23 protein-coding genes are annotated in these 26807 nt (G+C 74.4%); 14 read left to right on the top strand and 9 right to left on the bottom strand.

All coding sequences use genetic code 11. The features are described from left to right. Positions 1-173: 173 nt before the first annotated feature. The 5 genes from ACSNN9_RS18925 (at position 174) to ACSNN9_RS18905 (ending at position 8655) form a co-directional block, all read left to right on the top strand. A complete protein-coding gene (locus ACSNN9_RS18925) occupies positions 174-1412 on the top strand; it encodes an ROK family transcriptional regulator (RefSeq protein WP_436674694.1) in 1239 nt (412 codons plus the stop codon). A 175-nt stretch (positions 1413-1587) separates the two neighbouring features. Then, a complete protein-coding gene (locus ACSNN9_RS18920) occupies positions 1588-4212 on the top strand; it encodes a discoidin domain-containing protein (RefSeq protein WP_436674693.1) in 2625 nt (874 codons plus the stop codon). A gap of 161 nt (positions 4213-4373) precedes the next feature. Further along, on the top strand, positions 4374-4991 hold the full coding sequence (locus ACSNN9_RS18915; RefSeq protein WP_436674692.1) for a TetR family transcriptional regulator: 618 nt from the start codon (positions 4374-4376) through the stop codon (positions 4989-4991). A gap of 67 nt (positions 4992-5058) precedes the next feature. Further along, positions 5059-6651 (top strand): MDR family MFS transporter, encoded by a 1593-nt coding sequence (locus ACSNN9_RS18910; RefSeq protein ID WP_436674691.1) that lies wholly within the window; start codon positions 5059-5061, stop codon positions 6649-6651. A gap of 273 nt (positions 6652-6924) precedes the next feature. Continuing rightward, positions 6925-8655, top strand: coding sequence for a LamG domain-containing protein (locus tag ACSNN9_RS18905; protein WP_436674690.1), 1731 nt, complete (start codon positions 6925-6927; stop codon positions 8653-8655). Between the two features lie 167 nt (positions 8656-8822). Here the strand turns inward: ACSNN9_RS18905 and ACSNN9_RS18900 are convergent, their stop codons facing one another. The 9 genes from ACSNN9_RS18900 to ACSNN9_RS18860 all read right to left on the bottom strand — a co-directional run bounded on the left by ACSNN9_RS18900 (position 8823) and on the right by ACSNN9_RS18860 (position 17833). Then, complete coding sequence (locus ACSNN9_RS18900) at positions 8823-9743, bottom strand: STM4011 family radical SAM protein (protein ID WP_436674689.1); 921 nt, start codon at positions 9741-9743, stop codon at positions 8823-8825. After that, positions 9740-11062 (bottom strand): STM4012 family radical SAM protein, encoded by a 1323-nt coding sequence (locus tag ACSNN9_RS18895; protein WP_436674688.1) that lies wholly within the window; start codon positions 11060-11062, stop codon positions 9740-9742. Before ACSNN9_RS18895 ends, ACSNN9_RS18900 begins: the two co-directional genes overlap by 4 nt. Beyond that, positions 11059-11862: an STM4013/SEN3800 family hydrolase gene (locus tag ACSNN9_RS18890; RefSeq protein WP_436674687.1), complete on the bottom strand. Its 804-nt coding sequence runs from the start codon at positions 11860-11862 to the stop codon at positions 11059-11061. Before ACSNN9_RS18890 ends, ACSNN9_RS18895 begins: the two co-directional genes overlap by 4 nt. Continuing rightward, on the bottom strand, positions 11850-13055 hold the full coding sequence (locus tag ACSNN9_RS18885; protein ID WP_436674686.1) for an STM4014 family protein: 1206 nt from the start codon (positions 13053-13055) through the stop codon (positions 11850-11852). Before ACSNN9_RS18885 ends, ACSNN9_RS18890 begins: the two co-directional genes overlap by 13 nt. Before the next feature lies 1 nt (position 13056). Next, entirely contained in the window at positions 13057-14004 is a 948-nt protein-coding gene (locus tag ACSNN9_RS18880; protein WP_436674685.1) for an STM4015 family protein, read from the bottom strand. Positions 14005-14010: 6 nt separating this feature from the next. Beyond that, positions 14011-14883, bottom strand: a complete 873-nt coding sequence (locus ACSNN9_RS18875) for an STM4015 family protein (RefSeq protein ID WP_436674684.1) — start codon at positions 14881-14883, stop codon at positions 14011-14013. A 231-nt stretch (positions 14884-15114) separates the two neighbouring features. After that, positions 15115-15906, bottom strand: a complete 792-nt coding sequence (locus ACSNN9_RS18870; RefSeq protein WP_436674683.1) for a shikimate dehydrogenase family protein — start codon at positions 15904-15906, stop codon at positions 15115-15117. Between the two features lie 135 nt (positions 15907-16041). After that, positions 16042-16626, bottom strand: a complete 585-nt coding sequence (locus tag ACSNN9_RS18865) for a hemerythrin domain-containing protein (protein ID WP_436674682.1) — start codon at positions 16624-16626, stop codon at positions 16042-16044. Then, positions 16619-17833, bottom strand: a complete 1215-nt coding sequence (locus ACSNN9_RS18860) for a hypothetical protein (RefSeq protein ID WP_436674681.1) — start codon at positions 17831-17833, stop codon at positions 16619-16621. Before ACSNN9_RS18860 ends, ACSNN9_RS18865 begins: the two co-directional genes overlap by 8 nt. A 174-nt stretch (positions 17834-18007) precedes the next feature. Between ACSNN9_RS18860 and ACSNN9_RS18855 the strand changes: the two genes are divergently transcribed. The 9 genes from ACSNN9_RS18855 to ACSNN9_RS18815 all read left to right on the top strand — a co-directional run. Next, positions 18008-18910 carry an alpha/beta hydrolase family protein gene (locus tag ACSNN9_RS18855; RefSeq protein ID WP_436674680.1) on the top strand — a complete coding sequence of 301 codons (903 nt, stop codon included), beginning with the start codon at positions 18008-18010 and terminating at the stop codon, positions 18908-18910. A 196-nt stretch (positions 18911-19106) separates the two neighbouring features. After that, entirely contained in the window at positions 19107-19892 is a 786-nt protein-coding gene (locus tag ACSNN9_RS18850) for an ABC transporter ATP-binding protein (protein ID WP_436674679.1), read from the top strand. Next, positions 19889-20611 carry an ABC transporter ATP-binding protein gene (locus ACSNN9_RS18845; protein WP_436674678.1) on the top strand — a complete coding sequence of 241 codons (723 nt, stop codon included), beginning with the start codon at positions 19889-19891 and terminating at the stop codon, positions 20609-20611. Before ACSNN9_RS18850 ends, ACSNN9_RS18845 begins: the two co-directional genes overlap by 4 nt. 27 nt (positions 20612-20638) lie before the next feature. Next, a complete protein-coding gene (locus ACSNN9_RS18840) occupies positions 20639-21517 on the top strand; it encodes a branched-chain amino acid ABC transporter permease (protein ID WP_436674677.1) in 879 nt (292 codons plus the stop codon). After that, positions 21514-22629, top strand: a complete 1116-nt coding sequence (locus tag ACSNN9_RS18835; RefSeq protein ID WP_436674676.1) for a branched-chain amino acid ABC transporter permease — start codon at positions 21514-21516, stop codon at positions 22627-22629. The genes ACSNN9_RS18840 and ACSNN9_RS18835 overlap by 4 nt, the downstream gene beginning before the upstream one ends. Before the next feature lie 97 nt (positions 22630-22726). After that, a complete protein-coding gene (locus ACSNN9_RS18830; RefSeq protein WP_436674675.1) occupies positions 22727-24007 on the top strand; it encodes an ABC transporter substrate-binding protein in 1281 nt (426 codons plus the stop codon). A gap of 222 nt (positions 24008-24229) precedes the next feature. Continuing rightward, positions 24230-24997, top strand: a complete 768-nt coding sequence (locus ACSNN9_RS18825) for an SDR family oxidoreductase (RefSeq protein WP_436674674.1) — start codon at positions 24230-24232, stop codon at positions 24995-24997. Between the two features lie 103 nt (positions 24998-25100). Next, a complete protein-coding gene (locus tag ACSNN9_RS18820; protein WP_436674673.1) occupies positions 25101-25712 on the top strand; it encodes a TetR/AcrR family transcriptional regulator in 612 nt (203 codons plus the stop codon). A gap of 98 nt (positions 25713-25810) precedes the next feature. Next, positions 25811-26807, top strand: a 997-nt coding sequence (locus ACSNN9_RS18815; protein ID WP_436674672.1) for an AAA family ATPase, incomplete at its 3' end; no start/stop codon positions are given.

Here is a 26807-nt window from a genome sequence, read left to right as displayed (position 1 = left end):
CCCGTCCCCCGACGGAGCGCCGGCGGACGGTGGGCGGCACGCGCCGGCGGGGCCGGCGTCCCGACAGTTTCATCACGACTTAATGAATGTGGTCATTAAAGTGGTTGGCCGAAGGGCCGTCAAGCACGGGGTCGTACAGTCGCTCGGGACGGCCGAGGGGATCGAGGTGGCAGGTGGAGCTGGCGCGCGCGACCAACCGGGGCGTCCGGCTGCGCAACCGGTCCGCCCTGCTGTCGAAGGTCTTCCTGGACGGCCCGCTCACCCGGCAGGACCTGGTCCGCAGCACGGGGTTGAGCCAGCCGGCGGTGAGCAACGTGGTCGGCGACCTGATCGACGAGGGGCTGGTCGTCGAGGCGGGGGCCGCCGAGTCCGACGGCGGCCGGCCCAGCATGATGCTGCGGGTCGCGCCGCGGTTCGCGTTCGTCGTCGGGGTGGACGTCGGGGAGACCCGGGTCCGGGTGGAGCTCTTCGACTTCGCGATGACCCAGCTGGCCAGCGTCGCGTACCCGCTCGATCCGCGGCGCACGGAGCCGGCGGAGGTGGCCGGGCACGTGCTGGCCGGGATCGACGTGGTCACGGCCCGGGCCGGGGTGGCCGCCGACGAGGTGCTCGGCGCCGGCATCGGCGTCTCCGGGGTCGTCGAGCAGGGCCGGGAGGCCGTGGTGCACGCCCAGTCGCTCGGCTGGGACCGGGTGCCGTTGGAGCGGCTGATCGCGGCGGGCACCGACCTGCCGCTGCACATCGACAACGGGGCCAAGACGCTCGGCCAGGCGGAGATGTGGTTCGGCGCCGGCCGGGGGGCCCGGCACGCCGTCTTCGCACTTGTCGGTTCCGGGATCGGCGCCGCCGTCGTGACCAACGGGACGACCTACCGGGGCGCCTCCAGCAGCGCGGGGGAGTGGGGGCACACCACCCTGCTCTACGGCGGGCGGCCCTGCCGCTGCGGCGCCCGCGGCTGCCTGGAGGCGTACGTCGGCGCGGAGGCGGTCATCGACCGCTACCGGGAGGCCCGGGGTGGCCACCCCGTCCCGGGCGGGGACGAGGAGTCCCAGCTGGCGGCCCTGATCGAGGCGGCCGGCACGTCGGCCGCCGCCCGGCGGGTGCTGGACGAGACGGCGGAGTACCTCGGCGCCGGCGTGGCCAACCTGATCAACCTGTTCAACCCGGAACGGGTCGTGCTCGGGGGCTGGGCCGGCATGGCGCTGGGCGGCCTGCTGCCGGCCGTGCGGGAGGCCGCCGGCCGACAGGCACTGCGGCAGCCGTACGAGCAGGCCTCGATCGAGCTGGGCCTGCTGGGCGTCGACGCGGTGGCGCTCGGCGCGGCGACGCTCCCGATCGCCCGGCTGCTCACGGCGGGCGGGGTGCGGTCGGCGAACCGGCGGGTTACCGAGCAAATCGAACTTCACGGATAAATAACAGCGTTATTTATCGATGCCTTGACGGCTGCGCAACGGCGCCGCAACACTCGGACGAGAGCGCTCTCTCCCGTCCCGGCGTCGGCCGGCGTACGCCACCCGCACCGCCGCGGTCCCCTTCGTCATCCCCGTCACGCCCGAGGTCAGCGTCCCTCTATCGACAGGCGAAGTCATGACATCTCGTGCTACATCCGTACGCCCGACGCCGCCGCCGGGGCGCCCCGCCCGGCGGCTGCTCGTCGGCCTCGCGCTGCTGCTCGTCGCGGCGCTCACCCCCGCCGCCGGGACGCCCCCGGCGCAGGCCGCGCCGAGCCTGCTGTCCCAGGGCCGGCCCGCGACCGCCTCGTCGACGGAGAACGCCGGCACCCCGGCGTCCGCCGCCGTCGACGGCGACGCCGGAACCCGCTGGGCCAGCGCCTTCAGCGACCCCCAGTGGATCCAGGTCGACCTCGGCGCCCGGGCCAGCCTCAGCCAGGTGACCCTGGTCTGGGAGGGCGCCTACGGCCGGACCTTCGCGATCCAGACCTCCGACGACGGCGTCGCCTGGACCACCGTCCACAGCACCACCGCCGGCACCGGCGGCACCCAGACCCTGAACGTCGCGGGCGCCGGCCGGTACGTCCGGATGTACGGCACCGCGCGCGGCACCGGCTACGGCTACTCGCTCTGGGAGTTCCAGGTCTACGGCGAGACCGGCGGCACCGCGCCCACCTGCGGCAGCGCCAACGTCGCCCAGGGCCGGCCGGCCGTCGCGTCGTCGGTGGAGAACGCCGGCCTGCCCGCCTCGGCGGCCCTCGACGGCGACCCCGGCACCCGCTGGGCCAGCGCCGCCGCCGACCCCCAGTGGCTGCGGGTGGACCTGGGGACCGTCCGGTCGATCTGCCGCGTGGTGCTGACCTGGGAGGCGGCCCACGCGCGGGCGTTCGAGATCCAGACCTCGGCCGACGGCAACGCCTGGACCACCGTGTACGGCACCACCACCGGCACCGGGGGCAGCCAGTCGCTCGCCGTCACCGGCAGCGGTCGCTACCTGCGGGTGTACGGCACGGCGCGGGCCACCGGCTACGGCTACTCGCTCTGGGAGTTGGCGGTGAACGTGCCGGGCGGTGACGCCCCGCCGGTGGAGCCGACCGACCCCCGCAACCCGAACTTCGGGCCGAACACCTTCGTCTTCGACCCGTCGACCCCGACCGCCACCATCCAGGGCCGGTTGAACACGATCTTCACCCAGCAGGAGCGCAACCAGTTCGGTCCCGAGCGCTACGCGGTGCTGTTCAAGCCCGGCACCTACACCGCCGACGTCAACCTCGGCTTCTTCACCCAGGTCGCCGGCCTCGGGATGTCGCCCGACGACGTCAACCTCAACGGCCACGTGCGCGCCGAGGCGTTCTGGATGGGCGGCAACGCCACGCAGAACTTCTGGCGGGCCGCCGAGAACCTGTCGGTGACCCTGCCGGCCGGGGTGACCGTGGAGCGGTGGGCGGTCTCGCAGGCCGCGCCGTACCGGCGGATGCACCTGCGCGGCGCGCAGAACCAGATCCAGCTGTGGAACGGCGGCGACGGCTGGTCCAGCGGCGGGCTGATGGCCGACACCAGGATCGACGGCCTGGTCGTCTCCGGCTCCCAGCAGCAGTGGTACTCGCGCAACAGCGAGTTCGGCGGCTGGACCGGCTCGGTGTGGAACATGGTCTTCCAGGGCGTCACCGGCGCCCCGCCGCCGCACTTCCCCAATCCCTCGCACACCGTCATCCCGCAGACCCCCCAGGTGCGCGAGAAGCCCTTCCTCTACGTCGACGGCACCGGCGAGTACCGGGTCTTCGTGCCGGCGCTGCGCGCCAACTCGACCGGCACCAGCTGGTACGGCAAAACCCCGGCCGGCTCCTCCATCTCGCTCAGCCAGTTCTACGTCGTCCGGCCGGGCACCGGCGCGGCCACCATCAACGCCGCGCTCGCCCAGGGCCGGCACCTGCTGTTCACCCCGGGCGTGCACCGGGTCACCGAGCCGATCCGGGTGGACCGCCCCGACACGGTGGTCCTCGGCCTCGGCCTGGCGACCGTCCAGGCCGACGACGGCACCGTCGCGATGCGGGTCGCCGACGTGGACGGCGTGAAGGTGGCGGGCATCATGTTCGAGGCCGGCCAGGTGAACTCGCCGGTGCTGATGGAGGTCGGCCCGCCCGGCTCGGCGGCGAGCCACGCGGCCAACCCGACCTCGCTGCACGACGTCTTCTTCCGCATCGGCGGGCCGGGCGTCGGCCGGGCCACCAATACGTTGACCGTCAACAGCGACCACGTGATCGGTGACCACATGTGGCTCTGGCGCGCCGACCACGGCGACGGGGTCGGCTGGACGGTGAACACCGCCGACACCGGCCTGACGGTCAACGGCGACGACGTGACCATGTACGGCCTCTTCGTCGAGCACTACCAGCGGTACCAGACCGTGTGGAACGGCAACGGGGGGCGCACGTACTTCTACCAGAACGAGATGCCGTACGACCCGCCGAACCAGGCCGCCTGGATGAACGGGGCCAGCCGCGGCTGGGCGGCGTACAAGGTGGCCGACTCGGTGACCAGCCACCAGGCGTGGGGGCTGGGCAGCTACTGCTACTTCAACGTGAACCCGGCGGTCGTCGCCGACCGGGCCATCGAGGCGCCGACCAACCCGAACGTCCGGTTCACCAACATGGTCACCGTCTCCCTCGGTGGGGTGGGCACCATCAACCGGGTGGTCAACAACACCGGCGGCACCGCCAACGCGGCCAACCAGCAGGTGTACCTGACGAACTATCCGTGACCCGTACGGCGGCGGGCCCGGCCGGATCGTCCCGGCCGGGCCCGCGCCCTCCCGCCCTTCCGGCGACGTCGGCGACCGTGCGGCGGCCTCGCCGGATGGCCCGCGTCACTTCACACGATAAAACATTGCAGCGCGTGCAAGATCGCTTGTAGGGTCCTCGCGTGACATCCGCCGGAACCGAGCCCGCTTCCGGGCGGCGCGACCGCAAGAAGCGCCAGACCCGGGCCGCGCTGACCGAGGCGGCGCTGCGCCTGGTGGCCGAGCGCGGCCTGGCCCAGGTGACGGTGGAGGAGATCAGCGAGGCGGCGGACGTCTCCCCGCGCACCTTCTTCAACTACTTCGCCTGCAAGGACGACGCCCTGGTCGGCGACCAGGGCGTCGCGGCGCGCCTGGTGGCCCGGCTGGCCGCCGTGCCGCCCGAGGTGCCGGTGCTGGCCGCGCTGCGGACCGCGCTCGACGAGGTGATCGACGAGGTGCGCGCCGAGCGTGAGCTGTGGTGCCTGCGGATGGACGTGGTGACGCGCAACCCCGCGCTGCTGCCCCGCCTGCTGGCCGGCAACGCCGAGACGGAACGCGCCATCGTCGAGGTCGTCGCGGCGCGGGTCGGCGTCGGTCCCGGCCACGCGTACCCGGCGCTGGTCACCGCCGTGACGGGTGCCGCCCTGCGCCACGCGATGACCAGGTGGGCCGCCCACCCCGACCGGCCGGACCTGGCCGACCTCGTCGACGAGGCGTTCGCCGCCCTCGCCGCGGGGCTGCCGCAACCCGACCGGTCCTGACCCCGTAAGCCCCTTCCGGGAAAGGTGCCCGGGAGGCCGTGAATCCCGTACCCGGTAAGGAACGTCAATGACCGCCACCGTGCCCGCCAAGACCCCCGAGGTCGGCGCCGGCCGCATGTCCCGCCGCGAGGTGCTCCAGGCACTCTCCGGCCTGATGGTCGGCATGTTCGTGTCGATCCTCGCCTCGACGGTCGTGGCGAACGCGCTGCCGCGCATCATCGCCGACCTCGACGGCACCCAGACCGTCTACACGTGGATCGTCACCACCGAGCTGCTGGCCATGACGGCGACCGTGCCGCTGTGGGGCAAGATGGCCGACCTCTACAGCAAGAAGCTGCTGATCCAGCTCTCCCTCGGCCTCTTCGTGGTCGGCTCGCTGATCGCCGGGCTTACCCCGAACGTCGAGGTGCTGCTGGTCAGCCGGGCCGTCCAGGGCATCGGCGCCGGCGGCATGACCGCCCTGGCCACCATCGTGATGGCGGCCATGATCCCGCCCCGCGAGCTGGGCCGCTACGCCGGCATCTTCGGCGCCGTCTTCGGCGTCGGCACCATCGCCGGCCCGCTGATCGGCGGCGTGCTCGTGGACACCTCCTGGCTGGGCTGGCGCTGGTGCTTCCTGATCGGCGTCCCGTTCACCCTGCTCTCCATCGTCCTGCTCCAGCGCACCCTGCACCTGCCGGTGACCCGCCGCAAGGTGAAGATCGACTGGCTCGGCGCGCTGCTCATCACCTCCGGGGTCTCCACCGTGCTGGTCTGGTCGTCGCTGGCCGGCAACAAGTTCGCCTGGGCCTCGGGGTGGACGGCACTGATGGTCGGCGGTGGGCTCGCCCTGCTGGCGCTGGCCGTCTGGGTCGAGGCGCGCGCGGAGGAGCCGATCGTGCCGCTGGACATCTTCCGCAACCGCACGGTCTCGCTGACCACCGTCGCCAGCATCCTGGTCGGCGTGGCGATGTTCGGCGGCACCGTCTTCCTCTCCCAGTACTTCCAGCTCTCGCTGGGCAAGTCGCCGACGGTGGCGGGGCTGATGAGCCTGCCGATGATCCTCGGCCTGCTGGTCTCGTCGACGGTGGCCGGCCAGCTCATCACCAAGTACGGCCGCTGGAAGCGTTACCTGGTGGCCGGCGCCGTCGTGATGGTCGCCGGCATGCTGCTGCTCGCCACCATCGACGCCCAGACCAGCGTCGTGCTGCTCAGCGTCTACATGGCGGTGCTCGGCGTCGGCGTCGGCATGCTCATGCAGAACCTGGTGCTCGCGGCGCAGAACGACGTGCCGGCGCACGAGCTGGGCGCGGCCACCTCCGTGCTGACCTTCTTCCGCAGCATGGGCGGCACGATCGGCGTCAGCGCGCTCGGCGCGGTGCTGGCCAACCGGGTCGCCACGCTGAGTGCGGAGAAGCTCGGTCCGCTGGCTGGTGGCGCCCCGGGCGGGGAGGGCTCCACGGAGGTGCCCGACCTGTCCGCCCTGCCCGAGCCGGTGCTGAAGATCATCCAGGATGTGTACGGGACCGCCACCGGCGAGCTGTTCCTGGTGGCCACCCCGTTCGCGGTGCTCGCCCTGGTGGTGGTGCTGTTCATCCGGGAGAAGCCGCTGCACACCCTCAGTGGCGACGAGCGGCGGGCCCGGGAGGAGGCGGCCGCCGCCGTACCCGGCGCGCACTGAGTCACCCGCTCGAAAGGGCGGCCCGGCCTCTGCCGGGCCGCCCTTTCCTCCGCCCGCCCGACCGGCCGGACGCCCCGGCCGCCACCCCGGCCCGTGCGCCGGGGACGGTCCCGGCCGCGCACCGCAGGCCGTCCCGGCCGTCCGCCGAGGGGGCGGTCCGGTCGCCCCCGCATCGACGTCTTTGATTGACAGGTGATGAACGGCGCGTTACGGTCGCTCGGGAAAGCGCTTTCCAATGCACTCGCCTGCCCCACCACCCTCAGGAGGTCAGTCATGGAAGGGCCGGACCCCGCACGTCCGTCGTACCGGAAGAGGTGGCCCGTCATCGGCGGCGCGGTCGCCGTGATCACCGCCGCCAGCCTGGTCTTCTCGCCCGCGGCCGGCGCCGCCACCGCCTTCTCGGCCGGCTTCGAGGACGGCAGCATCGCCGGCTGGTCCAAGTCGGGCGGCAGCTGGTCGGTCGTGCCCGACGGCTCTAAGGTGGCGCGGCAGTCCAGCACCTCCAGCGAGAACGCCCGACTCTTCAACGCCTCGACCGCCCTCACCGACTACACCGTCCAGGCCCGGGTCAAGCCGGTCAGCCTGGGCGCCAACGGCTTCGTCGGGTTGCTCGCCCGCGCCTCCGGATCGACGACCTTCCACCGGCTGGCCCTGCTCCCGGGCCGGGTCGAGTTGCAGGCGGTCGACGGCAGCTCCGTGACCGTGCTGGGCAGCTCCGCGCGGACCGTCAGCAACGGCACCTGGTACACCCTCTCGCTCACCGCCAGCGGCTCCGTGGTCAGCGCGTCGATCGACGGGACGCAGTTCGCCTCGCGCTCCGCCTCGGGCCCCGCCGCCGGCCGCATCGGCCTGCAGACCGCGTACTCCTCGGCCTCCTTCGACGACGTGGTGGTGACCACCGGGGGCACCCCGCCGCCGACGACCGCGCCGCCGACCACCGCGGCCCCGACGACCGCGCCGCCGACGACCGCGCCCCCTACCACGCCGCCGCCCACGACCCCGCCGCCGACGACCCCGCCGCCGGGCGGCAACGCGCCCGGCCTGCAGGGCTTCGCCACCATGACCGGCCACGGCCGGACCGGCACGAACGGCGGAGCGGGCGGCCCGACGGTGACCGTCAGCAGCTACGCGCAGCTGGCCGCAGCCGTGGCCGACGACGCGCCGCGGATCGTCCGCGTCTCCGGCACGATCACCGGCACCGGCGCCAACATGCTGGACGTCGGCTCCAACAAGACGATCATCGGGGTCGGCTCCACCGCCACGATCAGCGGCTTCGGCCTCGACGTCAACGGCTGGGGCCCGGACGAGGTGGCCTGGGGCGGGGACCTCTGCGACCCCGCCGAGCGGAGCCTCTTCACCCACGTCCAGAACGTGATCATCCGTAACCTGACGTTCCGCAGCTCGCCCGACGACTCGATCAACGTGCAGTGCTACTCGCACCACGTCTGGATCGACCACAACACCTTCCACCCCTCGACGGACGGCTCGGTGGACGTCAAGCGCGGCTCCGACCTGGTCACGGTGTCGTACAACCGGTTCGTCGGCACGGACAAGTCGATGCTGCTGGGCCACAGCGACAGCAACGGCGCCCAGGACACCGGCTACCTGCGCGCGACCTACCACCACAACTGGTTCGACGGCTCGAACACCCGCCACCCCCGGGTGCGGTTCGGCTACGCCCACGTGTTCGGCAACTTCGTGGAGGTGGACGACTACTTCATCGGCCTCGGCGTCGGCGGCCAGGTCTACGCCGAGAGCAACCACGTGAAGAGCGCGAAGACGATCACCGAGGACTACGGCGACACCCGCCTGACGTGGACGGGCACGAACTTCTACGACAAGGCCACCATCACCCGGGCGAACGACTCCGGCAAGACGATGGACGACTGGCTGCGGATCGACAACACCGTCGCCCGGCCGCCGTACGCGTACACGGCCGGATCCGCCTCCGCCACCCCGCCCGCCGCGGGCGCCGGGGTGGGCGGCGCGGAGCAGCTGCCGTGACCGTGTCGGCCGCTCCGGGCACCCCGGACTGAACGGCCGTCGACGGGGGTGGGCGAGCAGGCGGCCCGCCCCCGCCGACGCGCGCCACGCCGGCGGCGGCCCCGGACGCGGGCCACGCCGGCAGCGGCCTCGCCGAATGTCAGGCCGCAGCGGCCCCGGGCCGCCTGTCAGGCCGGCAGCGGCCCCGGGGCGGGGACCGGCCGGCGCTGCGGCGCGGGGAGCGGCACCGGCCGGCGTGCCGCCGGCCAGGCGGCCGGGATGCGTTCCAGCACCCCGCCGGCGAAGACGTCGCGCAGGCCGAGCGGCTTCAGGTGGACGTACCCGATGTGGCAGTCGCAGACGGCGTTGCCGCACGGCCGCGGCCGAAGGGCCGACCGCCACGACCCGTCGTAGAGGTTGCCGATCGGTTCGTCGATGAAGTGGCAGCGGCGCACCGTGCCGTCGCCGAGGACCGAGATCGCCGTCTCTCCCGCGTGGCACGGGCGGTCGAGCGACACGTGCGGGCGGACGCTGTAGCCGAAGAGCGGGTCCAGCTCCGTCCAGGTCGCCTCCTCGGCGGCGTCGTAGCGCCGGCCCTCGGCGGCGTTGACCCACAGGTAGACCCCGGCGGGCAGGGCGGCCCGCAGCGCCCGCGCCTCGGCGAGGTGCTCCGGCAGGCCGACCACCCCGACCGAGTAGCGGATGCCCAGCTCGGACAGCCGGGCACAGCGGCGCAGGAAGCGGTCCCGGTCGACCTGACCGGGGTGGTAGGTGGTCCACAGGGCGGCGGCGCGCGGGTCGGCGTCGGCCAGCCAGTCCACCCGGGCGGCCAGGTTGGTCTGGATGACCACCCGGTCGACGTGCGGCAGGCGGGACAGCGACACCATCGCTTCCCGGTACCAGCTGCGGGTCAGCCCCTCGCCCCACGGGGTGAACAGCACCGACAGCCGCACGTCGGTGGTGGCCGCCGCCCAGCCGACGAACCGCTCCAGCGCCGCCCGGTCGGCGCGCAGCAGCTCCGGAGGGTCGTGCCGCTTGGCGAACGGGCAGTACGGGCAGTCGTAGTTGCAGCTCGCCAGGGGCCCCCGGTAGAGGATCGCCAGGTTCACCTCGGCACGTACCCGGTCATCGCGTCGCGCACCCGGGCCGAGGTCAGCCACGGGCCGATCGCGTCGGAGCGGGCCAGCCCGGCCGGGGTCAGCCGCAGCCCGCCGTCGCCGGCCCACCCCCGGTCGACCAACCGGCCCAGCTCCGGGAAGTCGTCGCCGGGCGGTCGGCCGAAGCGCGCCCGGTAGGCCGCCGCGTCGACCCCGTCGGCGCGCAGCAGCGACTTGAGCAGCCACCGGCGGCGCTGCTCGGCGCCGTCCAGGGTGAACCCGAACTCGGCGTACCGGAAGTCGTCCGCCGGTCGGGCCAGGTAGTCGTCGAGCACCGCCCGCACCTGGGACACGCCGACCGCGTAGTCGAACGAGTAGTGCAGGGACGTGGTGTAGGAGCGGGCGCCGCAGCCGAGGCCCACCATGCCGTCGTCCTGGCAGCAGTAGTCCGGCCCGTCCGGGGTGGGCGCGTCGGCCCGGCGGAACTGCCGCATCGACTCCTGCCGGTACCCGGCCGCGCCCAGCGTCGCCACGGCCTGCTCGTAGAGGGCGAGCCGCTGGGCGTCCCAGTCCGCGCGGCCGTGCGCCCGCCGCCCGAGCCCCGTCAGCGGGCGCACGTACAGCGGGTAGAGGTACAGCTCCTCCGGCCGCCACGCCAGGGCCGCGTCGAGGCTCTCCCGCCAGGTGTCGGCGGTCTGCCCGTCGATGCCGTAGATCAGGTCGATGTTGAGCACGGGGATCCGGGCGTCGCGGATCGCGGTCAGGGCCGCCTCCACCTCCGCGCGGCGCTGCGGCCGGCCGGCGGCGCGGGCCTCGGCGTCGAGGAAGCTCTGCACGCCGATGCTCACCCGGGTGGCGCCGTGCGCGGCGAGCACCGCGAGCCGCTCCGGCGTGGCGGTGGCCGGCGAGGTCTCCACCGACAGCGGTACGCCGGGCAGCCGGGCCCCCATCGCGGTGGCGATGCCGAACAGCTCGGTCAGCTCGTCGGCGGTCAGGTAGGTGGGGGTGCCGCCACCGAACGCCGCGCGGGCGTAGCCGGCGTCGTCGCCCAGCGCGTCGGCGACCCGGCCGGCCTGCCGGCGCAGCTGCCGCAGGTACGCCGTCACCTGCTCGGCCGGCGCGTTGGCGCGGGTGAACAGGTTGCAGAACCCGCAGCGCATCTCGCAGAACGGCAGGTGGACGTAGAGGAAGAGCGCCTCGCGGGCCTCGGCCCGCCACACGTCCGCCAGCGGCGGGCGGGGGCGCAGCGGCCGGTAGGAGGTCTTGTGCGGGTACGCGTACAGGTACTGCTGGTACGGCGAGCCGTCGAGGCCCGTGTCGGTGCTGGTCACCATTCTCCCGGTTGCAGGACGAAGTGGGCGTACGGGACCGTCCACACCACGTCGTGGCCGATCCGGTGGCCGGTGTGGCCGTCCTCCCCGTAGGCGGTGCCGTGGTCGGAGCAGACGATCGCGAACACCGGTCGGCCCCGGCCGGTGAGCAGGGCGAACAGCCGGTCGATCCGGCCGTCGACGTACTCCAGGGCGGCGGCGTGGCTGGCCAGGTCGTCGGCCCGTGCCCCGGGCAGGTGGTGCCGGTTGGGCTGGTGCAGGGCGGCGACGTTGAGGAACGTGAACAGCGGCTGTCGCGCCGGCACCCGCGGCAGCACCTCGGCCAGCCGGTCGAGCTGGGCGTCCAGGCAGGTGGGGGAGGTGACGCCGAACTCGGGCTCCCAGTGCGCCTCGGCGAACAGGCCCGGCAGCACCGCCCCGAGCGGGCTGCGCCGGTTGAAGAAGCCGACCCCGCCCAGGCAGAGCGTGTGGTAGCCGACGCCGGCGAGCGCCGTCGGCAGGTCCGGCGCGTCGAACACCCACGTGTCGGCGCCGGACGTCTCGCTGCCGGGGAACGCCGCCGCGTACAGCCGCTCGTGCCGGCCGGGGGTGACCGGGGTGGGCAGGAAGCCGGCGAAGAACGCGTGGTGCGCGGCGTAGGTGAAGCTGGCGGGGGAGTGCCGGCGCTCCCACCGGCCCCCGGGCAGCGCCCGCGCCAGGTGCGGCGTGCGCCCCCGCGCGGCCAGGTCGGCGGCGACGTCGTGACGCAGCGTGTCGAGGGTGAGCAGGAGCAGGTCGTGGCTGCCGATCAGACTCCGCACGCGAGCACCTCCCGCCCCGCAGCATCCTCGCGCGACGGCTCCCGCACCGTCGCCTCGCCGGGCGACGGCTCCCGCACCGTCGCCTCGCCGGGCGACGCCTCCCGCACCGTCGCGTCGCCGCGCGACGGCCCGGCCGCCGCCCGGCAGCGGTCCCACCGGCCGTCGGTCAGGGCGCGCACCTGCTCGGCGTAGGTGTCCCGGCCGTCGGTGAGCACCCCCGGCAGCAGGTCGCCGAAGGCGTTGACCTCGGCCACCGCGTGGCGTCGCCACCCGACGAGGAACATCAGGTCGATCCCGACCTGGAGGGTGCGGGGGAAGCATCCGGCGACCCGCTCGCAGGTCTCCATCGCCGCCGCCCACGCCACCGGCCCGGCCGCCGCGCGCAGCTCGGCGAGGTCGCCGCGCGCGTTGCCCAGGTGCAGGTTGGTCAGCGGCCCCCGGGCGGCCCGCACCACGGCGTGGGTGGGCCGCCCCGCGACCGTCACCACCCGCAGGTCGACCACCCGCTCGCCGAGCCCCGCCTTGGGCAGCCACCGCTCCACGTGCAGGCCCTCGCCGGCGATGCGGTCGACGATCGCGGCGACCTCGGCCTCGTCGGTGTAGCGGCGCGGTCGCAGCGAGTTGAACAGCCCGTCCGGTGTCGCCTCGACCGTGGTGACCGCCTGCACCCGCCGCCCGGCCACCGCCAGGGCGACGACCCCGGCGGCGGACGAGCCGTGCGCGGGCTTGACGAACACGCGGCTCCAGCGGGCCGCCGCCATCGCCGCCCGTAGCTGCGCCCACCCGTGCACGGCGGGCAGCGCGGCCGGGACCGGCACCCCGGCGGCGGCCAGCCGCGCGTGGCAGCGCCGCTTGTCGCACAGCACCGCGACGTCCGCCGGGTCGTTGAGCAGCTCCGCGCCGCCGGCGGCGACCCGGTCCAGGCCTCGCAGCAGCCCGGCGTACGTGTCGGCCAGGCCGATCAGCTCACCGTGGCGGGCCGGGGCGGCGGACCGGCGCAGCAGCCGGTCCACCTCCGCGTCCTCGCCGGGCGAGTCGACCCGCACCAGCGCGCCGGGCCCCGGTGGCGCCGCCCCGGTCAGCACGTCGAGCCACGGCAGCACCTCCGGTCGGGGCAGGCCGGCGGCCAGGACCGCCCGGGTGAACAGGCCGACCCGACGGTTGTCCGGGTTGCCGACGACGGTCAGGCGCATGTCACTCCGACACCGCCGTGTAGCGGTAGCTCTCGCCGTCGTACTCGTCGGGCTCCTGCGGGTCGGACACGTCCACCCGGACGCCCGGCAGCGCGGCGGCCACCGACGCGGCCGTCTCCTCCGACAGGTAGTGGTGGTGCAGGTCCAGCTCCGTCAGGTGGGTCAGCGGCTGCCCGCCGGCCAGGGCCGCCGCGCCCCGGTCGCCGAGCGTGCCCAGCGACAGGTCGAGGCGTTCCAGCCGGGGCACCACCGGCGCCGACGCCAGCGCCTCGGCGAGGTCGTCGGCGATCTCCGAGTTGCGCAGGCCGAGCCGGCGCAGCCCGGGGAACCGCTCCCCGGCCAGCAGCGGGGCCAGGTCGGCCACCTGCGCGTCGCCGCCGTAGTCGGGGGTGCCGAGCCACAGCTCCAGATCGGTCAGCGCGGGCAGGTCGGAGTCGAGCACCGCGCCGACGAACGCCCGGGACAGCCCGCCGCTCTCCACCGCCAGCTCCCGCAGCCGCGCGTGCCGCACCGGGGAGAACGCGAGGTCCTCGCCGCCGCGTACCCGCAGCACCTCCAGCCGCGGGTACGCCGTCAGCAGCGGGCTGACGTCGCCCACCTTCATCCAGGAGACCTCGCACTCCTCGCCGGTCATGTCGCCGAGGAACAGGGCGCGCAGGGCGGGCAGCCGCGACGCCGCGGCGCAGAGCTGTGCGATCGGGGCGGTGTTGAACGCCGCGTAGCCCCAGGCGCCGACGACCAGGGACTCCACGGAGGGCCCCGCCTGCGCGACGAACCGGTCGAACGCGACCCGGAACTCCTCCGAGAGCTTGTAGCCCGCGGTCTCGTCGAAGTGCCAGAGGGCGAACCGCCACGAGACCGGGCCGTCCACCGTGGGCAGCGGCCCGCCGACGGGGACGTCCACCACCGGGCGGCCGGCGAAGTGTCTCGCGTGGGAAACGAAGGTCACCGCCACTCACTCCCCGACGGCGGTGTAGCGGTAGAGCTTGCCGTTGTGCTCCTCGGCGGCCTGCGCGTCGGCCAGGTCGACCCGCACGCCCGGCAGCGCGGCGACCACCGACGCGGCCATCTCCTCCGACAGGTAGTGGTGGTGCAGGTCGAGCCGCGTCAGGTGGGTCAGCGGCTGGCCGGCCAGCAGCGCCTTCGCGCCCTCGTCGGTGAGCGTGCCCTTCGACAGGTCGAGCGCCTCCAGCCGGGGCACGATGGGCGCGGTGGCGACGGCCGCCGCCACCGCGTCGGCGATCTCGGCGTTGCACGCCGCGAGGTACCGCAGGGCCGGCAGGCCGGCGCCGGAGAGCACCCCGGCCAGGTCCTCGGCGCTCGCGTCGCCGCCGTAGTCCCTCCTGCCGAGCCAGAGGTCCAGCCGGTGCAGGGCCGGCAGCTCGCACGCGCCGACGGCACGGACCACCTCGGCCGGCAGCCCGCCGGACTCGAAGCGCAGCTCCCGCAGCTCGGCGTGGCGGATCGGCTCCAGCCGCAGGCCCTGCGCCCCGCGCACCCACAGCACCCCCAGCAATGGGTACGCCGCGAGCAGCCCGGTGATGTCGCCGTGGGTGAGCCAGGAGATCTCGCACTGCTCGTAGGTCAGGTCGGCGAGGAAGACCGCGCGCAGCCCGGTCCACTCCCCGGCCGCCTCGACCAGCGGCGCGATCGGCAACGGCCGTTCGTAGGCCTCGCCCCACTCGCCGATCACCAGGGCGCGCACCGAGTCGGGCGGGACCTGTTCCCGCAGTGCCCGCACGAGACCGATGAACTCCTCGGGCTCCGCGTCGTGGTCCTCGACCTCCAGCCGCCAGGCGACCGCCGAGGGATCGTCGGGAAGTGTCATTCCCGGGGTGAAGGGCACTACCGGTAACCCGACGAACGACGACACGTGCGAGCTGATCACGCCTACCTCCGGTCCGATTGGTGCAGCGGCGGCGCGACGGTAACAGGTCCGCCCGACAGGATGATCAGCGCAGCGGTCGCCGGGTGCCGCGGCCGGCGGTGCCGCGGCCGGCGGCGCCCGAGGGCGGCCGATGGCGCCCGCCACGGGCTCCCGGCCCGCACCGGCGGTCGCTCACAGCCCGAAGAACGCGAGGTAGGCGTCGATCTGGTGGGCGAGCATCGGCTCGCCCGGATGCGCCCGCAGGCCCCGGGCACGCGCCTCGGCCAGCAGGACCGTCTCCGCCGGCGTCATGATGATGTCGGCGACCACGGCGTCCGGCGGCAGGTCGGCCACCGCGAACGGCGGCGGGTCGTCGGGGCGCAGCCCCAGGGGCGTGGCGTTGACCGCGAGGTCGGCGTCGGCCAGTCGCGGTCGCGTCGTCGCGCCGACCCGGCCGGGGTACGCGGCGGACAGCCGCCGCCGCAGGGTCTCCAGCCGACCCGGGTCGGTGTCGCTGAGCCGCAGCTCCGCCACGCCGGCGTCGAGCAGGGCCACGGCGATCGCGCTGCCCGCCCCGCCCGCGCCCACCACGCACGCCCGTCGGCCCCGGGGGTGGTGCCCGGCCCCGGCCAGCCCGCGGACGAACCCGTCGCCGTCGAAGGTGTCCGCGGTCCACGTCCCGTCGGGCTCGCGCCGCAGCGCGTTGGCGCTGCCGGCGAGGCGGGCGCGGTCGCTGGCCCGGTCCGCGAGGTCCAGCGCGGCGGCCTTGTGTGGCACGGTGACCAGCATCCCGTCCAGGTTGGCCACCCGTTGCAGCCCCCGCACCACCTGGGTGAGGTCGGCCGCCGCCGCGTGCACCGGGACGAGCACCGCGTCGGTGCCGCGCCGGGCCAGCACCGGGTTGAGCAGCCCGGGGGCGCGCACCTGCGCGATCGGGTCGCCGAGCAGCGCGTACACCCGGGTGGCGCCGCCAATCTCGGTCATGGGGGTGTCTCCGCGGGGAGCAGGGGTCGTCCGGCGGGGCCGGAGCGGGGCGGTGCCGACCCTACGTGACGGGGGCGCCCGCCCCGACGCGGGCCGCATCCGTCGCACGGGGCGGCACGCGCGTCTCGCGGACGTTCAGCCGCTGGACGACGGCTTGCGGATGGCGTCGCGGACGCGGTCGATGACCGCCAGCGCCGGTCCCGCCGCCAGGTTGCCCTTCGCGGACTGGGCGCTCGGGTGCGGTCGCGTGGGCGCGGTCGCCTCCGCCATCCGTACGGCGCCGGCCATCGTACGGAGCCGGTCGGCGGGCACGTGCTGGCGCAGCAGCGGGAACTCCTGCCGTTCCTCGTAGCGGGCGTGGGTGAGCACCGCGTCGCGCAGCAGGATGATCCCCGTGTCGAAGCCCTCGGCGTCGACACCGCCGGCGATCAGGGTCTTCAGCGTCTCCTTGGCCTGACGCTCCTCGTCGAGCCGCTCGTCGACCATGGCGTCGCCGCCCCCGCCGGGCAGGGTGCGGGCCAGCGGGTGGACGACCTCCTCCTCGGCCGTCTCGTGTGCGGCGAGGAGCTTGACCAGGTCGTCGAAGGCATCCCGGCGGGTCTCTCCGGTGCTGCCGATGACCAGCAGGAACAGCTCCTCGATCCGGGCGTGCTGGGCCAGCAGGAGGTCGACGACGTCGTCCTCGGGGCCGGGCGTGGCCGGGGCGCCGCCGTCAGGCATGGCTGCCTCCCCGCGCGCGCAGCGACTCCACCGGGTGGGGTCCCTCGGTCTCGACGCGGTACTCGTCGCCGAACCGCTCCCGGTGCATGTCGATCACCTGCTCGCTCGGCGGCTTCTGCCCGTCGTGCAGCTGCTGCTGCATCGACTCGAAGCGCTCGTGCGCCTCCCGCACGTACCCCTCGCCGAGCTTGTTCAGGTCGACCTGGGTGGCGAGCAGGTGGCGCAGGTACTCCTTGTTCGGCTCGAAGGTCAGCGGCTCGGGCAGGCCGGCGTTGCCGACGATCTCCTCCGGCTCCCGGCCGTCGTGGCGACGCAGCAGGTCGGCGGCCTGCTGCAGGTGCGCCAGTTCCATCTGCAGGTGCAGCTCCCACACCGCCTTGATCCGCGGGTCGCTCTCCTGCTGCATGAAGGAGTAGTAGAGCCAGCACTCGTTGTACTCGTGGGTGAGCAACCGCTCCCACCAGTTCTCGCCCGGGTCGAGCAGCGACTCGTAGTGCGTGACGTGCTCCTGCTCGATGAGGCTGATCTCCTGGTAGAGCTGCCGCGCGATCGGCTCCATGTACTGCGGCCCGACGTTCATGTAATAGAACATGACCTGCTGCTCGGCCGACAGGATGGTCAGCGCGTGCAGCTTGGAGCGGGGGTCGACGCTGTTGCGGTCGTACGGGGTGCGTACCTCGTCGAACGGGTGCCGGTGCTCGACGACGGTGGGCCGGCCGGGCATGACCTCGGTCAGGCCCTGGACGATCTTCTCGGCCTTGCGGCGTTCCACCATCTCGTAGAGGTTGGCGTAGCGGTACAGGTGGTCGAAGTCCTCCAGGACGCCGAACTCGTAGCCCTGCTTCAGGTACGGGTCCGGCTCGTGCCGGGCCACCCACGCGGTCAGGTCGACGGCCACCTGCTCGTAGCCGAGCGTCGTCTCCAGCACGCTCGCCGCGCCGGGCAGCAGCCAGTTCACCACCCGCTGCTGCTGGCTCTCCAGGTAGCGCACGTACGCCAACTGCCGGCGGACCTCCTGGTCGGGGCAGTTGCGGGCGAACTGGTGCTGGAAGTTGATCGCCTCGACCTCGATGCCGTTCATCGTGATGATGCGGCAGCGGGTGTACGGGTCGACCGCCTCCGGGTCGATGGGCTCCACGTTGAGCTCGCGCCAGTTGCGGATCTGGCTTTCCAGTGGGATTCCCTTGTGCTCCAACGGGTTGAACACGGCGTCTCCTTATTCGGCCGGGGTATCGACTGCCCTACCCCGACAGTCCGGGCGAAAACGGCCTACCCGGGTTTTCCTGGGCCGGGGGACTGGTGATTTCACCGATGCGGGGTCGCCGACGCCGTCCAAGACTGATGCATGTCGATATGCCCCGTCCCGTAGGGAGTGCCCGACGTGTCATCAGCAGCCACCACCGCCGTCCGTCCCCGCCCCGCCGTCCGCGTCGCCAGGCTGGCCGTGGCCGCCGTCCTGGCCGCGGTGGGCGCGCTCGCCGCGCCGCCCGCCGCCCAGGCCGCCGCCAACCCGTACGAGCGCGGTCCCGCCCCGACCGTCGCGTTGCTGGAGGCCAGCCGCGGCCCGTTCGCCACCGCCTCGCAGACCGTCTCGTCGCTCAGCGTCACCGGCTTCGGCGGGGGCGTCATCTACTACCCGACCAGCACCAGCGAGGGCACCTTCGGCGCCGTCGCCATCTCGCCCGGCTACACCGCCGCCTGGTCCAGCCTCAGCTGGCTCGGGCCGCGGATCGCCTCGCACGGCTTCGTGGTGATCGGCATCGAGACCAACTCGCGCCTCGACCAGCCGGACAGCCGCGGCCGGCAGTTGCTCGCCGCGCTCGACTACCTGGTGGAGCGCAGCTCGGTGCGCAGCCGCATCGACGCCAGCCGGCTCGCCGTCGCCGGCCACTCGATGGGCGGCGGCGGCAGCCTGGAGGCCGCGATCTCCCGGCCGTCGTTGCAGGCCGCCGTGCCGCTGGCGCCGTGGAACCTGGACAAGACCTGGTCCGACCTCCAGGTGCCCACGCTGATCATCGGCGGCGAGAGCGACAGCGTCGCGCCGGTCTCGTCGCACTCGGAGCCGTTCTACAACAGCATCCCGGCCTCGGCGGAGAAGGCGTACCTGGAACTGAACGGGGCGAGCCACTTCTTCCCGCAGACGGTCAACACGCCCACCGCCCGGCAGGCGGTGGCCTGGTTGAAGCGGTTCGTCGACGACGACACCCGCTACGAGCAGTTCCTCTGCCCCGGCCCGAGCGGCTTCGACATCCAGGAGTACCGCAACACCTGCCCGAGCGCCTGACGCTCCCCGGGGCGGCCGCCACCCGCGGCCGCCCCGCGGCGTGTCGCTGCCCCGTCGGTGCAGAAACAGTCGGTCGTCGTCCGACTCGGGCGGTGATCTTCGAGCGTGTGCGCCCGGGGCATCGAAGGTATTGACGGTCTACCTGAGAAACGTACACTCCGAGTGTAAATACTGGCGGCTGCCGGGGGGACGGGTGATGGAGCAAGGGCTCGCACTGCACCACATCGGGGTCCGCTTCGGCGGCCTCACCGCCCTCGACGACGTCTCGCTGCGGGTGCCGCCCGGCCGGGTGGTCGGTGTGATCGGTCCCAACGGGGCCGGCAAGACCACGCTGTTCAACGTCGTCTGCGGCTTCGTCCCGCCGGACCAGGGCTCGCTGACCCTCGACGGGCGACCGCTGCGACCCCGCCCGCACCGGCTGACCCGCCTCGGCATCGCCCGCACGTTGCAGGGCACCGGCCTCTTCGCCGGGCTCACCGTGCTGGAGAACGTGATGACCGGGGCCACCCACACGGCCCGCGCCGGCTTCCTCGCCGCCCTGCTGGGCCTGCCCCGCAGCGACCGCGACGAGCGCCGGCTGCGCCGCCACGCCCTCGACGTCCTCGACACCCTGGGGATCGCCGGGCACGCCGACGCCGCGCCGGGCACGCTGCCCTTCGCCGTACGCCAGCGGGTCGCGCTGGCCCGCGCGCTGGCCGCGCGTCCCCGGCTGCTCCTGCTCGACGAACCCGCCGGGGGACTGGGCGCCGACGACATCGCCGAGCTGGCGGAGCTGATCCGGGGCCTGCCCCGACGCGACGCCGACCCCTGCGCGGTGCTGCTGGTGGAGCACCACATGGACCTGGTGATGGCCGTCTGCGACGAGATCGTGGTGCTCGACTTCGGCCGGGTGATCGCCGCCGGCACCCCCGACGAGGTGCGCGACGACCCGGCGGTCGCCGACGCCTACCTCGGCGCCGCCGTCGACGAGGCCGCCGCATGAGCGGCGGGGCCCTGCTCGAGGTGCGCGGCCTGGTGGCCGGCTACGGCGGCGCGCCGGTGCTGCACGGGATCGACCTCACCGTGCCGGCCGGCGCCATCGCGGCGGTGGTCGGCGCCAACGGGGCCGGCAAGACCACCCTGCTGCGCGCCCTCTCCGGCATGCTGCGCCCGGCGGCCGGCCGCGTCGTCCTGGCCGGGGAGGACCTGCGCGGCGTCGCGGTGGAGCAGCTCGTGCGTCGCGGCATGGCCCACGTGCCGGAGGGGCGTGGGGTGGTCGGCGAACTGACGGTGGACGAGAACCTGCGCCTCGGCGGGCTGTGGCGACGCGACCGGGCCGACGCCGCCCGCGCCCTCGACGAGGTCTACCAGCTCTTCGCGCCGCTGGCCCGGCGGCGGCGACATCCCGGGCACCAGCTCTCCGGCGGCGAGCGGCAGATGCTCGCCCTCGGCCGTGCGCTGGTCGGCCGGCCCCGCCTGCTGCTGCTCGACGAGCCGTCGCTCGGCCTGGCGCCGCGGGTGGTCGCCCAGACCATGGCCCTGCTGCGCCGGCTGCGCGACGACACCGGGCTGACCGTGCTGCTGGTCGAGCAGAACGTACGCAGCGCCCTCTCGATCGCCGACCAGGGCGTGGTGATGTCCCTGGGCCGGATCGTCACCACCGCCCCGGCCGCCCGGCTGCGCGACGACGCCGACCTGCGCCACGCCTACCTCGGCTTCTGAACCCCTCGTCCCCGCAAGGGAGGACCGTTGGACCGCTTCGTCTTCCTCACCCTCGACGGACTGTCCAGGGGCGCGGTCCTCGCCGCGTTCGCCCTGGCCCTGGTGCTCATCTGGCGGGCGGCCCGGATCGTCAACTTCGCCCAGGGCGCGATGGCCGTCGCGACCGCGTACGTGGCCTACAGCGTCTCCGTCGCGACCGGCTCCTACTGGCTGGGGTTCCTGGCCGCGCTCGGCGCCGGGCTGCTGCTCGGCGCGGCGGTGGACCTGGTCGTCATGCGCTTCGTCGACCACACCTCGCCGCTCAACCCGGTGATCGTCGCGCTCGGGCTGGTGCTGCTGATCCAGGCCGTGCTCGGCATGGCGTACGGCAGCGAGTTCCTGCCCGCCGCGACGCCGTTCTCCCGGACCGCGCTGACCGTGGGCGGCGTCGCCGTCGTCTCGCCGTACGACCTGTTCGTCTTCGCGGCGGTCGCGGTGGTGGTCGTGGGGCTCGCCTGGACCTTCACCCGCACGGCCGTGGGCCTGCGGATGCGCGCGGCGGCGTTCGCCCCCGAGGTCTCCCGCCTGCTCGGGGTGAACGTCGGCGGCATGCTCACCCTCGGCTGGGCGCTGGCCTCCGGGGTCGGCGCGCTCGCCGGCATGCTGGTCATCCCCACCGAGCTGGGCCTGCACCCGCACGCGATGGACCTGGTCTTCGTCTCGGCGTTCACCGCCGCCGTGGTGGGCGGGTTGGACAGTCCACCGGGGGCGGTGGTCGGCGGCCTCGCGGTCGGCCTGCTGCTCTCCTACGTCAGCGGCTACGCCGGCAGCGACCTCACGCCGCTCGCGGTGCTGGTGCTGCTGCTGGCGGTGCTGCTGGTCCGGCCCGGCGGGCTGTTCGCCCCGGTCGCGGCGAGGCGGGTGTGAGCGCCACCCGGGCGGCGACCCCGCCGGGCACGCGGGCCCGGGGCGACGGCGCCGGCCCGGCCCGGTCCCGCCGAGGCTCGACCCTGCGGCGGCACGCCGGCCTCGCGGTCGTCGCCGCGCTGCTGCTGGTGGCCGCCAGCTACGGGCTGGAGCCGTTCCGCAACTTCCAGCTCGCCACCGTGGCCGCCTACCTGTGCGCCACCGCCGGGCTGACCGTCCTCACCGGGCTCAACGGGCAGCTCTCCCTGGGGCACGGCGCGCTGATGGCGACCGGCGCGTACACCGTGGCCCTGTGCCAGAACGCGTTCGCCGACGCCGGGATGACCGGCGGCTGGCTGCTCCCGGTCTCGCTGGGCGCGGCCGTCCTGGCCGCCCTCGCGGTGGGCGCCGTGGTCGGGGTGGCCGCCGCCCGGCTGCGCGGGCCCTACCTGGCCGGGGTCACCCTGGCCGTGGCGGTCGTGGTGCCGGCGCTGGCCGTCACCTTCGACGGCGTGTTCAACGGCGAGCAGGGGCTGGCGGTGCCGGTCGAGCCCCCGCCGGCGTTCCTCGGTGAGTACTTCCCCTATGAGCGGTGGCAGCTCTGGGTCACCGCGGCGGCCACCCTGCTGGCCCTGCTGCTGCTGGCCAACCTCGTCCGCAGCCGGTACGGCCGCACCTTCCGGGCGGTCCGCGACGACGAGGTCGCCGCCCGCCTCGCCGGCATCCACGTCGCCCGCACCCAGGTGCTCGCCTTCGTGGTCAGCGCGGCCGGCGCCGGGCTCGGCGGCGCCCTGCTCGCGGTCCTCGCGCAGAGCGTGTCGCCCGGGGCGTTCTCGCTGACGCTGTCGCTGTTCCTGCTGATGGCGGTCGTCGTCGGCGGGCTGGGCAGCCTCGCCGGCGCGGCGTGGGGGGCCGTCCTGCTGGTCGCCCTGCCCGACCTGACGCACACCCTCACCGAGCAGCTCACCCTGTCGCCGGCGCTCGCGCAGCGGGTCGAGGGCAACCTGCCGCTGGCGATCTTCGGGCTCACCCTCGTCGTCGTCATGATCGCCGCGCCCGGCGGCGTGCAGGGCCTGCTGTCCCGGGTGGCCCGCGCCGCCTCCGCGCGCCGGCCGGGCCGGCGTCGGTCCTGAGCCGTCCCGGCCCGCCGCCGGTCCGCACCCTGCCCCACCCGCCAACCGCACCGCGACCACCCACCACCACCCGGACCGAGAAAGGTCGGTGTCCCACATGACACGAACGGCACGGCGCGGTCTCGCGCTCGCCACCGCCATCACCCTGCTCGTCACCTCCGCCGGCTGCACCGGGGACGCCGGCGGCGGCCGGGGAGCGGTCCCCGGCGTCACCGACACCGAGATCGTGGTCGGTACGCACATGCCGCTCACCGGGCCGGCCTCCGCCGGCTACTCGAAGATCGCTCCGGCCACCAAGGCGTACTTCGACCACGTCAACGCCAACGGCGGCGTGCACGGCCGGAAGATCACCTACAAGATCATGGACGACGGCTACAACCCGGCGAACACCCAGCAGGTGGTCCGTCAACTCGTCCTGCAGGACAAGGTCTTCGCCATCCTCAACGGCCTCGGCACGCCGACCCACACCGGCGTGCTCGACTTCCTCAAGAGCAACCGGGTGCCCGACCTCTTCGTCGCCTCCGGCAGCCGCAGCTGGGACCAGCCCGACCGGTATCCGGGCACGTTCGGCTTCAATCCCGACTACACCGTGGAGGGCAAGATCCTGGCCCACCACGTGAAGACCAGCCTGCCGGGGCGGAAGGTCTGCTTCCTCGGGCAGGACGACGACTTCGGCCGGGACAGCCTGGTCGGCGTGGAGAAGGTGCTCGGCGCGGGCGCCGTGGCGGCGAAGCAGACGTACGTCACGAGCAACACCAACGTGGCGCCCCAGATCGGGGCGTTCAAGGCGGCCGGCTGCCAGGTGGTCGTCCTCGCCACCGTGCCCGGCTTCACCGCGCTCGCCGTCGGCACCGCCGCCCGGCTGAACTTCACGCCGCAGTGGCTGGTCTCCAACGTCGGCGCCGACCACCCGACGCTGGCCAAGCAGCTCGGCGCCGCGGCGGGCCTGCTCGAGGGCATGGTCGGCGCCAACTACCTGCCGATGCAGAACGACGCCGCCGACCCGTGGATCCAGCTCTTCACCAGGGTGAACAAGGAGTACAACGGCGACGCGCCGTTCGACGGCAACACCGTCTACGGCATGGCGGTCGGCTACCTCTTCGTGCAGGTGCTCCTCGCCGCCGGCAAGGAGCTCACCCGCGAGGCGGTGACCGAGGCCGTCGCCAGGGGCGGCTACCAGGGGCCCGGGCTGGCCCCGCTGCGGTACTCCGACAGCGACCACTCCGGCTACGGCGGGCAGCGGCTGACCCGGGTCAGCGGGGGGACGCAGGCCTACTTCGGGCCGACGTACGAGACGGACGAGGGCGACGGGCCGGTACGCGAGCACACCGCCGCACCGGTGACGCCGCCGGCGAACGGGGTGCCGACGGCTTCCTGAACGGTCGCACCCGGCACGGACGGGGCGTGGCGCGTCGGCCTCCCGGCCCGCCACGCCCCGTCCGTGCCGGCCCAGTCGCTCGACGACCATCGCCACGGCCCGGCCGCCGTCAGATATCCGCATCGACAGTGCGGTCATGCCGAGGCGCTTTCGGCGGGATGTGACGTGTCCACCGACGTGTCGCCGTTGACCGGTGCCGCTGACTCTCCTACTATTTGCACTGTGAATGCATATTCGGGACGGCTCGCGGGTCGGGTCGCCCTCGTCACGGGCGCCAGTCGCGGCATCGGCCTGGCCATCGCCCGCCGGCTCGTGGCCGAGGGCGCCCGCGTGGGGCTGACCGCCCGGCACCCGCAGGCCCTGGCCGAGGCGGTCGCGGCGCTCGGCGGGCCCGACCGTGCGGTGGCCGTGCCCGGCCGGGCCGACGACGCCGGGCACCGCCGGGCGGCGGTCGACGCCGTCACCGACGCGTTCGGGCCGGTCGACGTGCTGGTCAACAACGTCGGCGTCAATCCGGCGTACGGGCCGCTGGTCGGGCTGGACCTGGCGGCGGCCCGCAAGATCCTCGACGTCAACCTGGTCGGCACGCTCGGCTGGGTGCAGCAGGTCGCCGCCGGGATGGGCGCCCGCGGCGGCTGCGTCGTCAACGTCTCCTCGATCGCCGGCCGCGTCCCGTCACCCGGCATCGCCTTCTACGGGGTGAGCAAGGCCGCCGTCGACCACCTCACCGCGTGCCTGGCCGTCGAGCTCGCCCCGAAGGTCAGGGTCAACGCGGTCGTGCCCGCCGTGGTGAAGACCCGCTTCGCGGCGGCGCTGCACGAGGGGCGGGAGGAGGAGGTCGCCCGGGCGTACCCGCTGAGGCGGCTCGGGCTGCCGGACGACGTGGCCGGCGCGGTCGCCTTCCTCGCGTCCGACGACGCGGCCTGGATCACCGGGCAGGCCCTCGTCCTCGACGGTGGGGTCAGCCTCGCCGGCCGGCCGGCCGGATGACCGCGTCGGGCCCGCGCCGGGGCCGGACGGCCGTGGCGTCGGCCGCGGCTAGACTCGGCGCGGCGGTGCGGGCGACGTGACGGCGATGGGGAGGCGGGCGCGGATGGGCGGTGCCGAGGCTCCGGTCCGGGTCGACGGCCGGACCGCCCGGGCCGAACGCACCCGGGCGGCGATCGTCGAGGCGCACCTGGCGCTCATCTCCGAGGGCGACCTGCGGCCGACCGGCGAGCGCATCGCCGAGCGGGCCGGCATCTCGCTGCGGACGCTCTGGACCAACTTCAAGGACATGGAGACGCTGTTCGAGGCCAGTGGCGCGGAGCTGCTCCGGCAGCAGGACGCGGCCCACCGGCCGATCTCGCCGACGCTGCCGCTGGACAGGCGGGTCGACGCGTACTGCCGGCAGCGGGCCCGGCTGCTCCAGCTCATCGCGCCGTCGGCCCGCGCCGCCCAGATGCGCGAGCCGGTCTCCGGGCAGCTGCGCCGCAACCGCCTCAAGCACATCGCGCGGGTCCGCGACGAGGTCGAGCACCTCTTCGCCGCCGAGCTGGAGCAGGCCGGTCCGGAGCGGGAGCAGCTGGTGAACGCCCTCGTGGCCGCGAGCATGTGGCCGGCCTGGTCGATGCTGCGCGACGGGCTGGGGCTGGGCGTGGACCAGGCCCGCGCGGTGATGGCCCGGACGGTCGCCGCCCTGCTGGCCGACGTCGGCCCGCGCTGACGCGCGACCCGCGCGAAGGCGGTGCCGCCGGTCTTTCCATCGGGCTACCGATAGGTAACACTCGATTCATGGTTACTGCATCGTCAGTGCAATTAACCGTGTTGCGTGGCCGGGCCGACGAGTGCGCCGCGATCCGGCGCCTGCTGGGCGACCTGCCCACCGGCGGGGGAGCGCTGCTGGTCCAGGGTGAGCCGGGCTCCGGCCGGAGCGCCCTCGTCGACTACGCGCACCGGCACGCCGAGGGCTGCGCCGTCCTGGCGGGCACCGGGCTGCCCGAGGAGGCGAGCCTGCCGTACGCGGGGCTGCAACGGTTGCTGGACCCGGTGCTCGACCGCGCCGGGGCGCTCCCGGAAAAACAGCGCCGGGTGCTGCTGCGGGCGCTGGCCGGCGCGGGCTGCCCCGCCCACCGCCGCCTGGCGCTCTCCCTGGCCGTGCTCGGCCTGCTCGCCGCCGCCGCGCGGGACCGCCCGCTGCTGTGCACCATGGACGACGTGGACCGGGGCGACCCGCCCACCGCCGACGTGCTGGCGTTCGTCGCCCGCCGCCTGCGCCGGGCGCGGGTGGCCGTCCTGCTCACCACGGCCGCGGACGTCCCGCTCGGCGGGATAGCCCGCCACCGGCTCCGCCCGCTCGACGACCGGGACAGCGCCGCCCTGCTCACCGACCTGTTGGCCGGCCGGCCACCCGCGCCGCCCGTGGCCGCCGCGCTCGGCGTGGCGGCCGGTGGCAACCCGCAGGCCCTGGTCGACCTGGCCGAGGCGCTCACCCCGGGTCAGTGCCGCGGGGAGGAGCCGGTGCCCGAGACGCCCCCGCCCGACGGCAGGCTGGGCCGGGCCTACCGCGCCCGTCTGGACCGGTTGCCGGCCGACACCCGCCGCGTCCTGCTGCTCGCCGCGCTCGACGAGGACGGGGAGCCGGCCACCCTGGTCCGGGCCGCCCGGGTCGCCGGCACGGCGGTCGAGGCGCTCGCGCCGGCCGAGCTCGCGGGCCTGGTCCGCGTCGAGCCGCGACGGGTCACGTTCCCACAGCCCCTCGTCCGGGCCGTGGCCGGGCCCGCGCACTCGCCCGCCGCCTGCTCCAGCTCGGCGGCCAGGG

The sequence above is a fragment of the Micromonospora sp. URMC 107 genome, assembly GCF_051386315.1.
Lineage (GTDB): Bacteria > Actinomycetota > Actinomycetes > Mycobacteriales > Micromonosporaceae > Micromonospora.
Note: the sequence above shows the minus strand (reverse complement) of the source record. Positions and strands in the feature narration are given on the sequence as shown.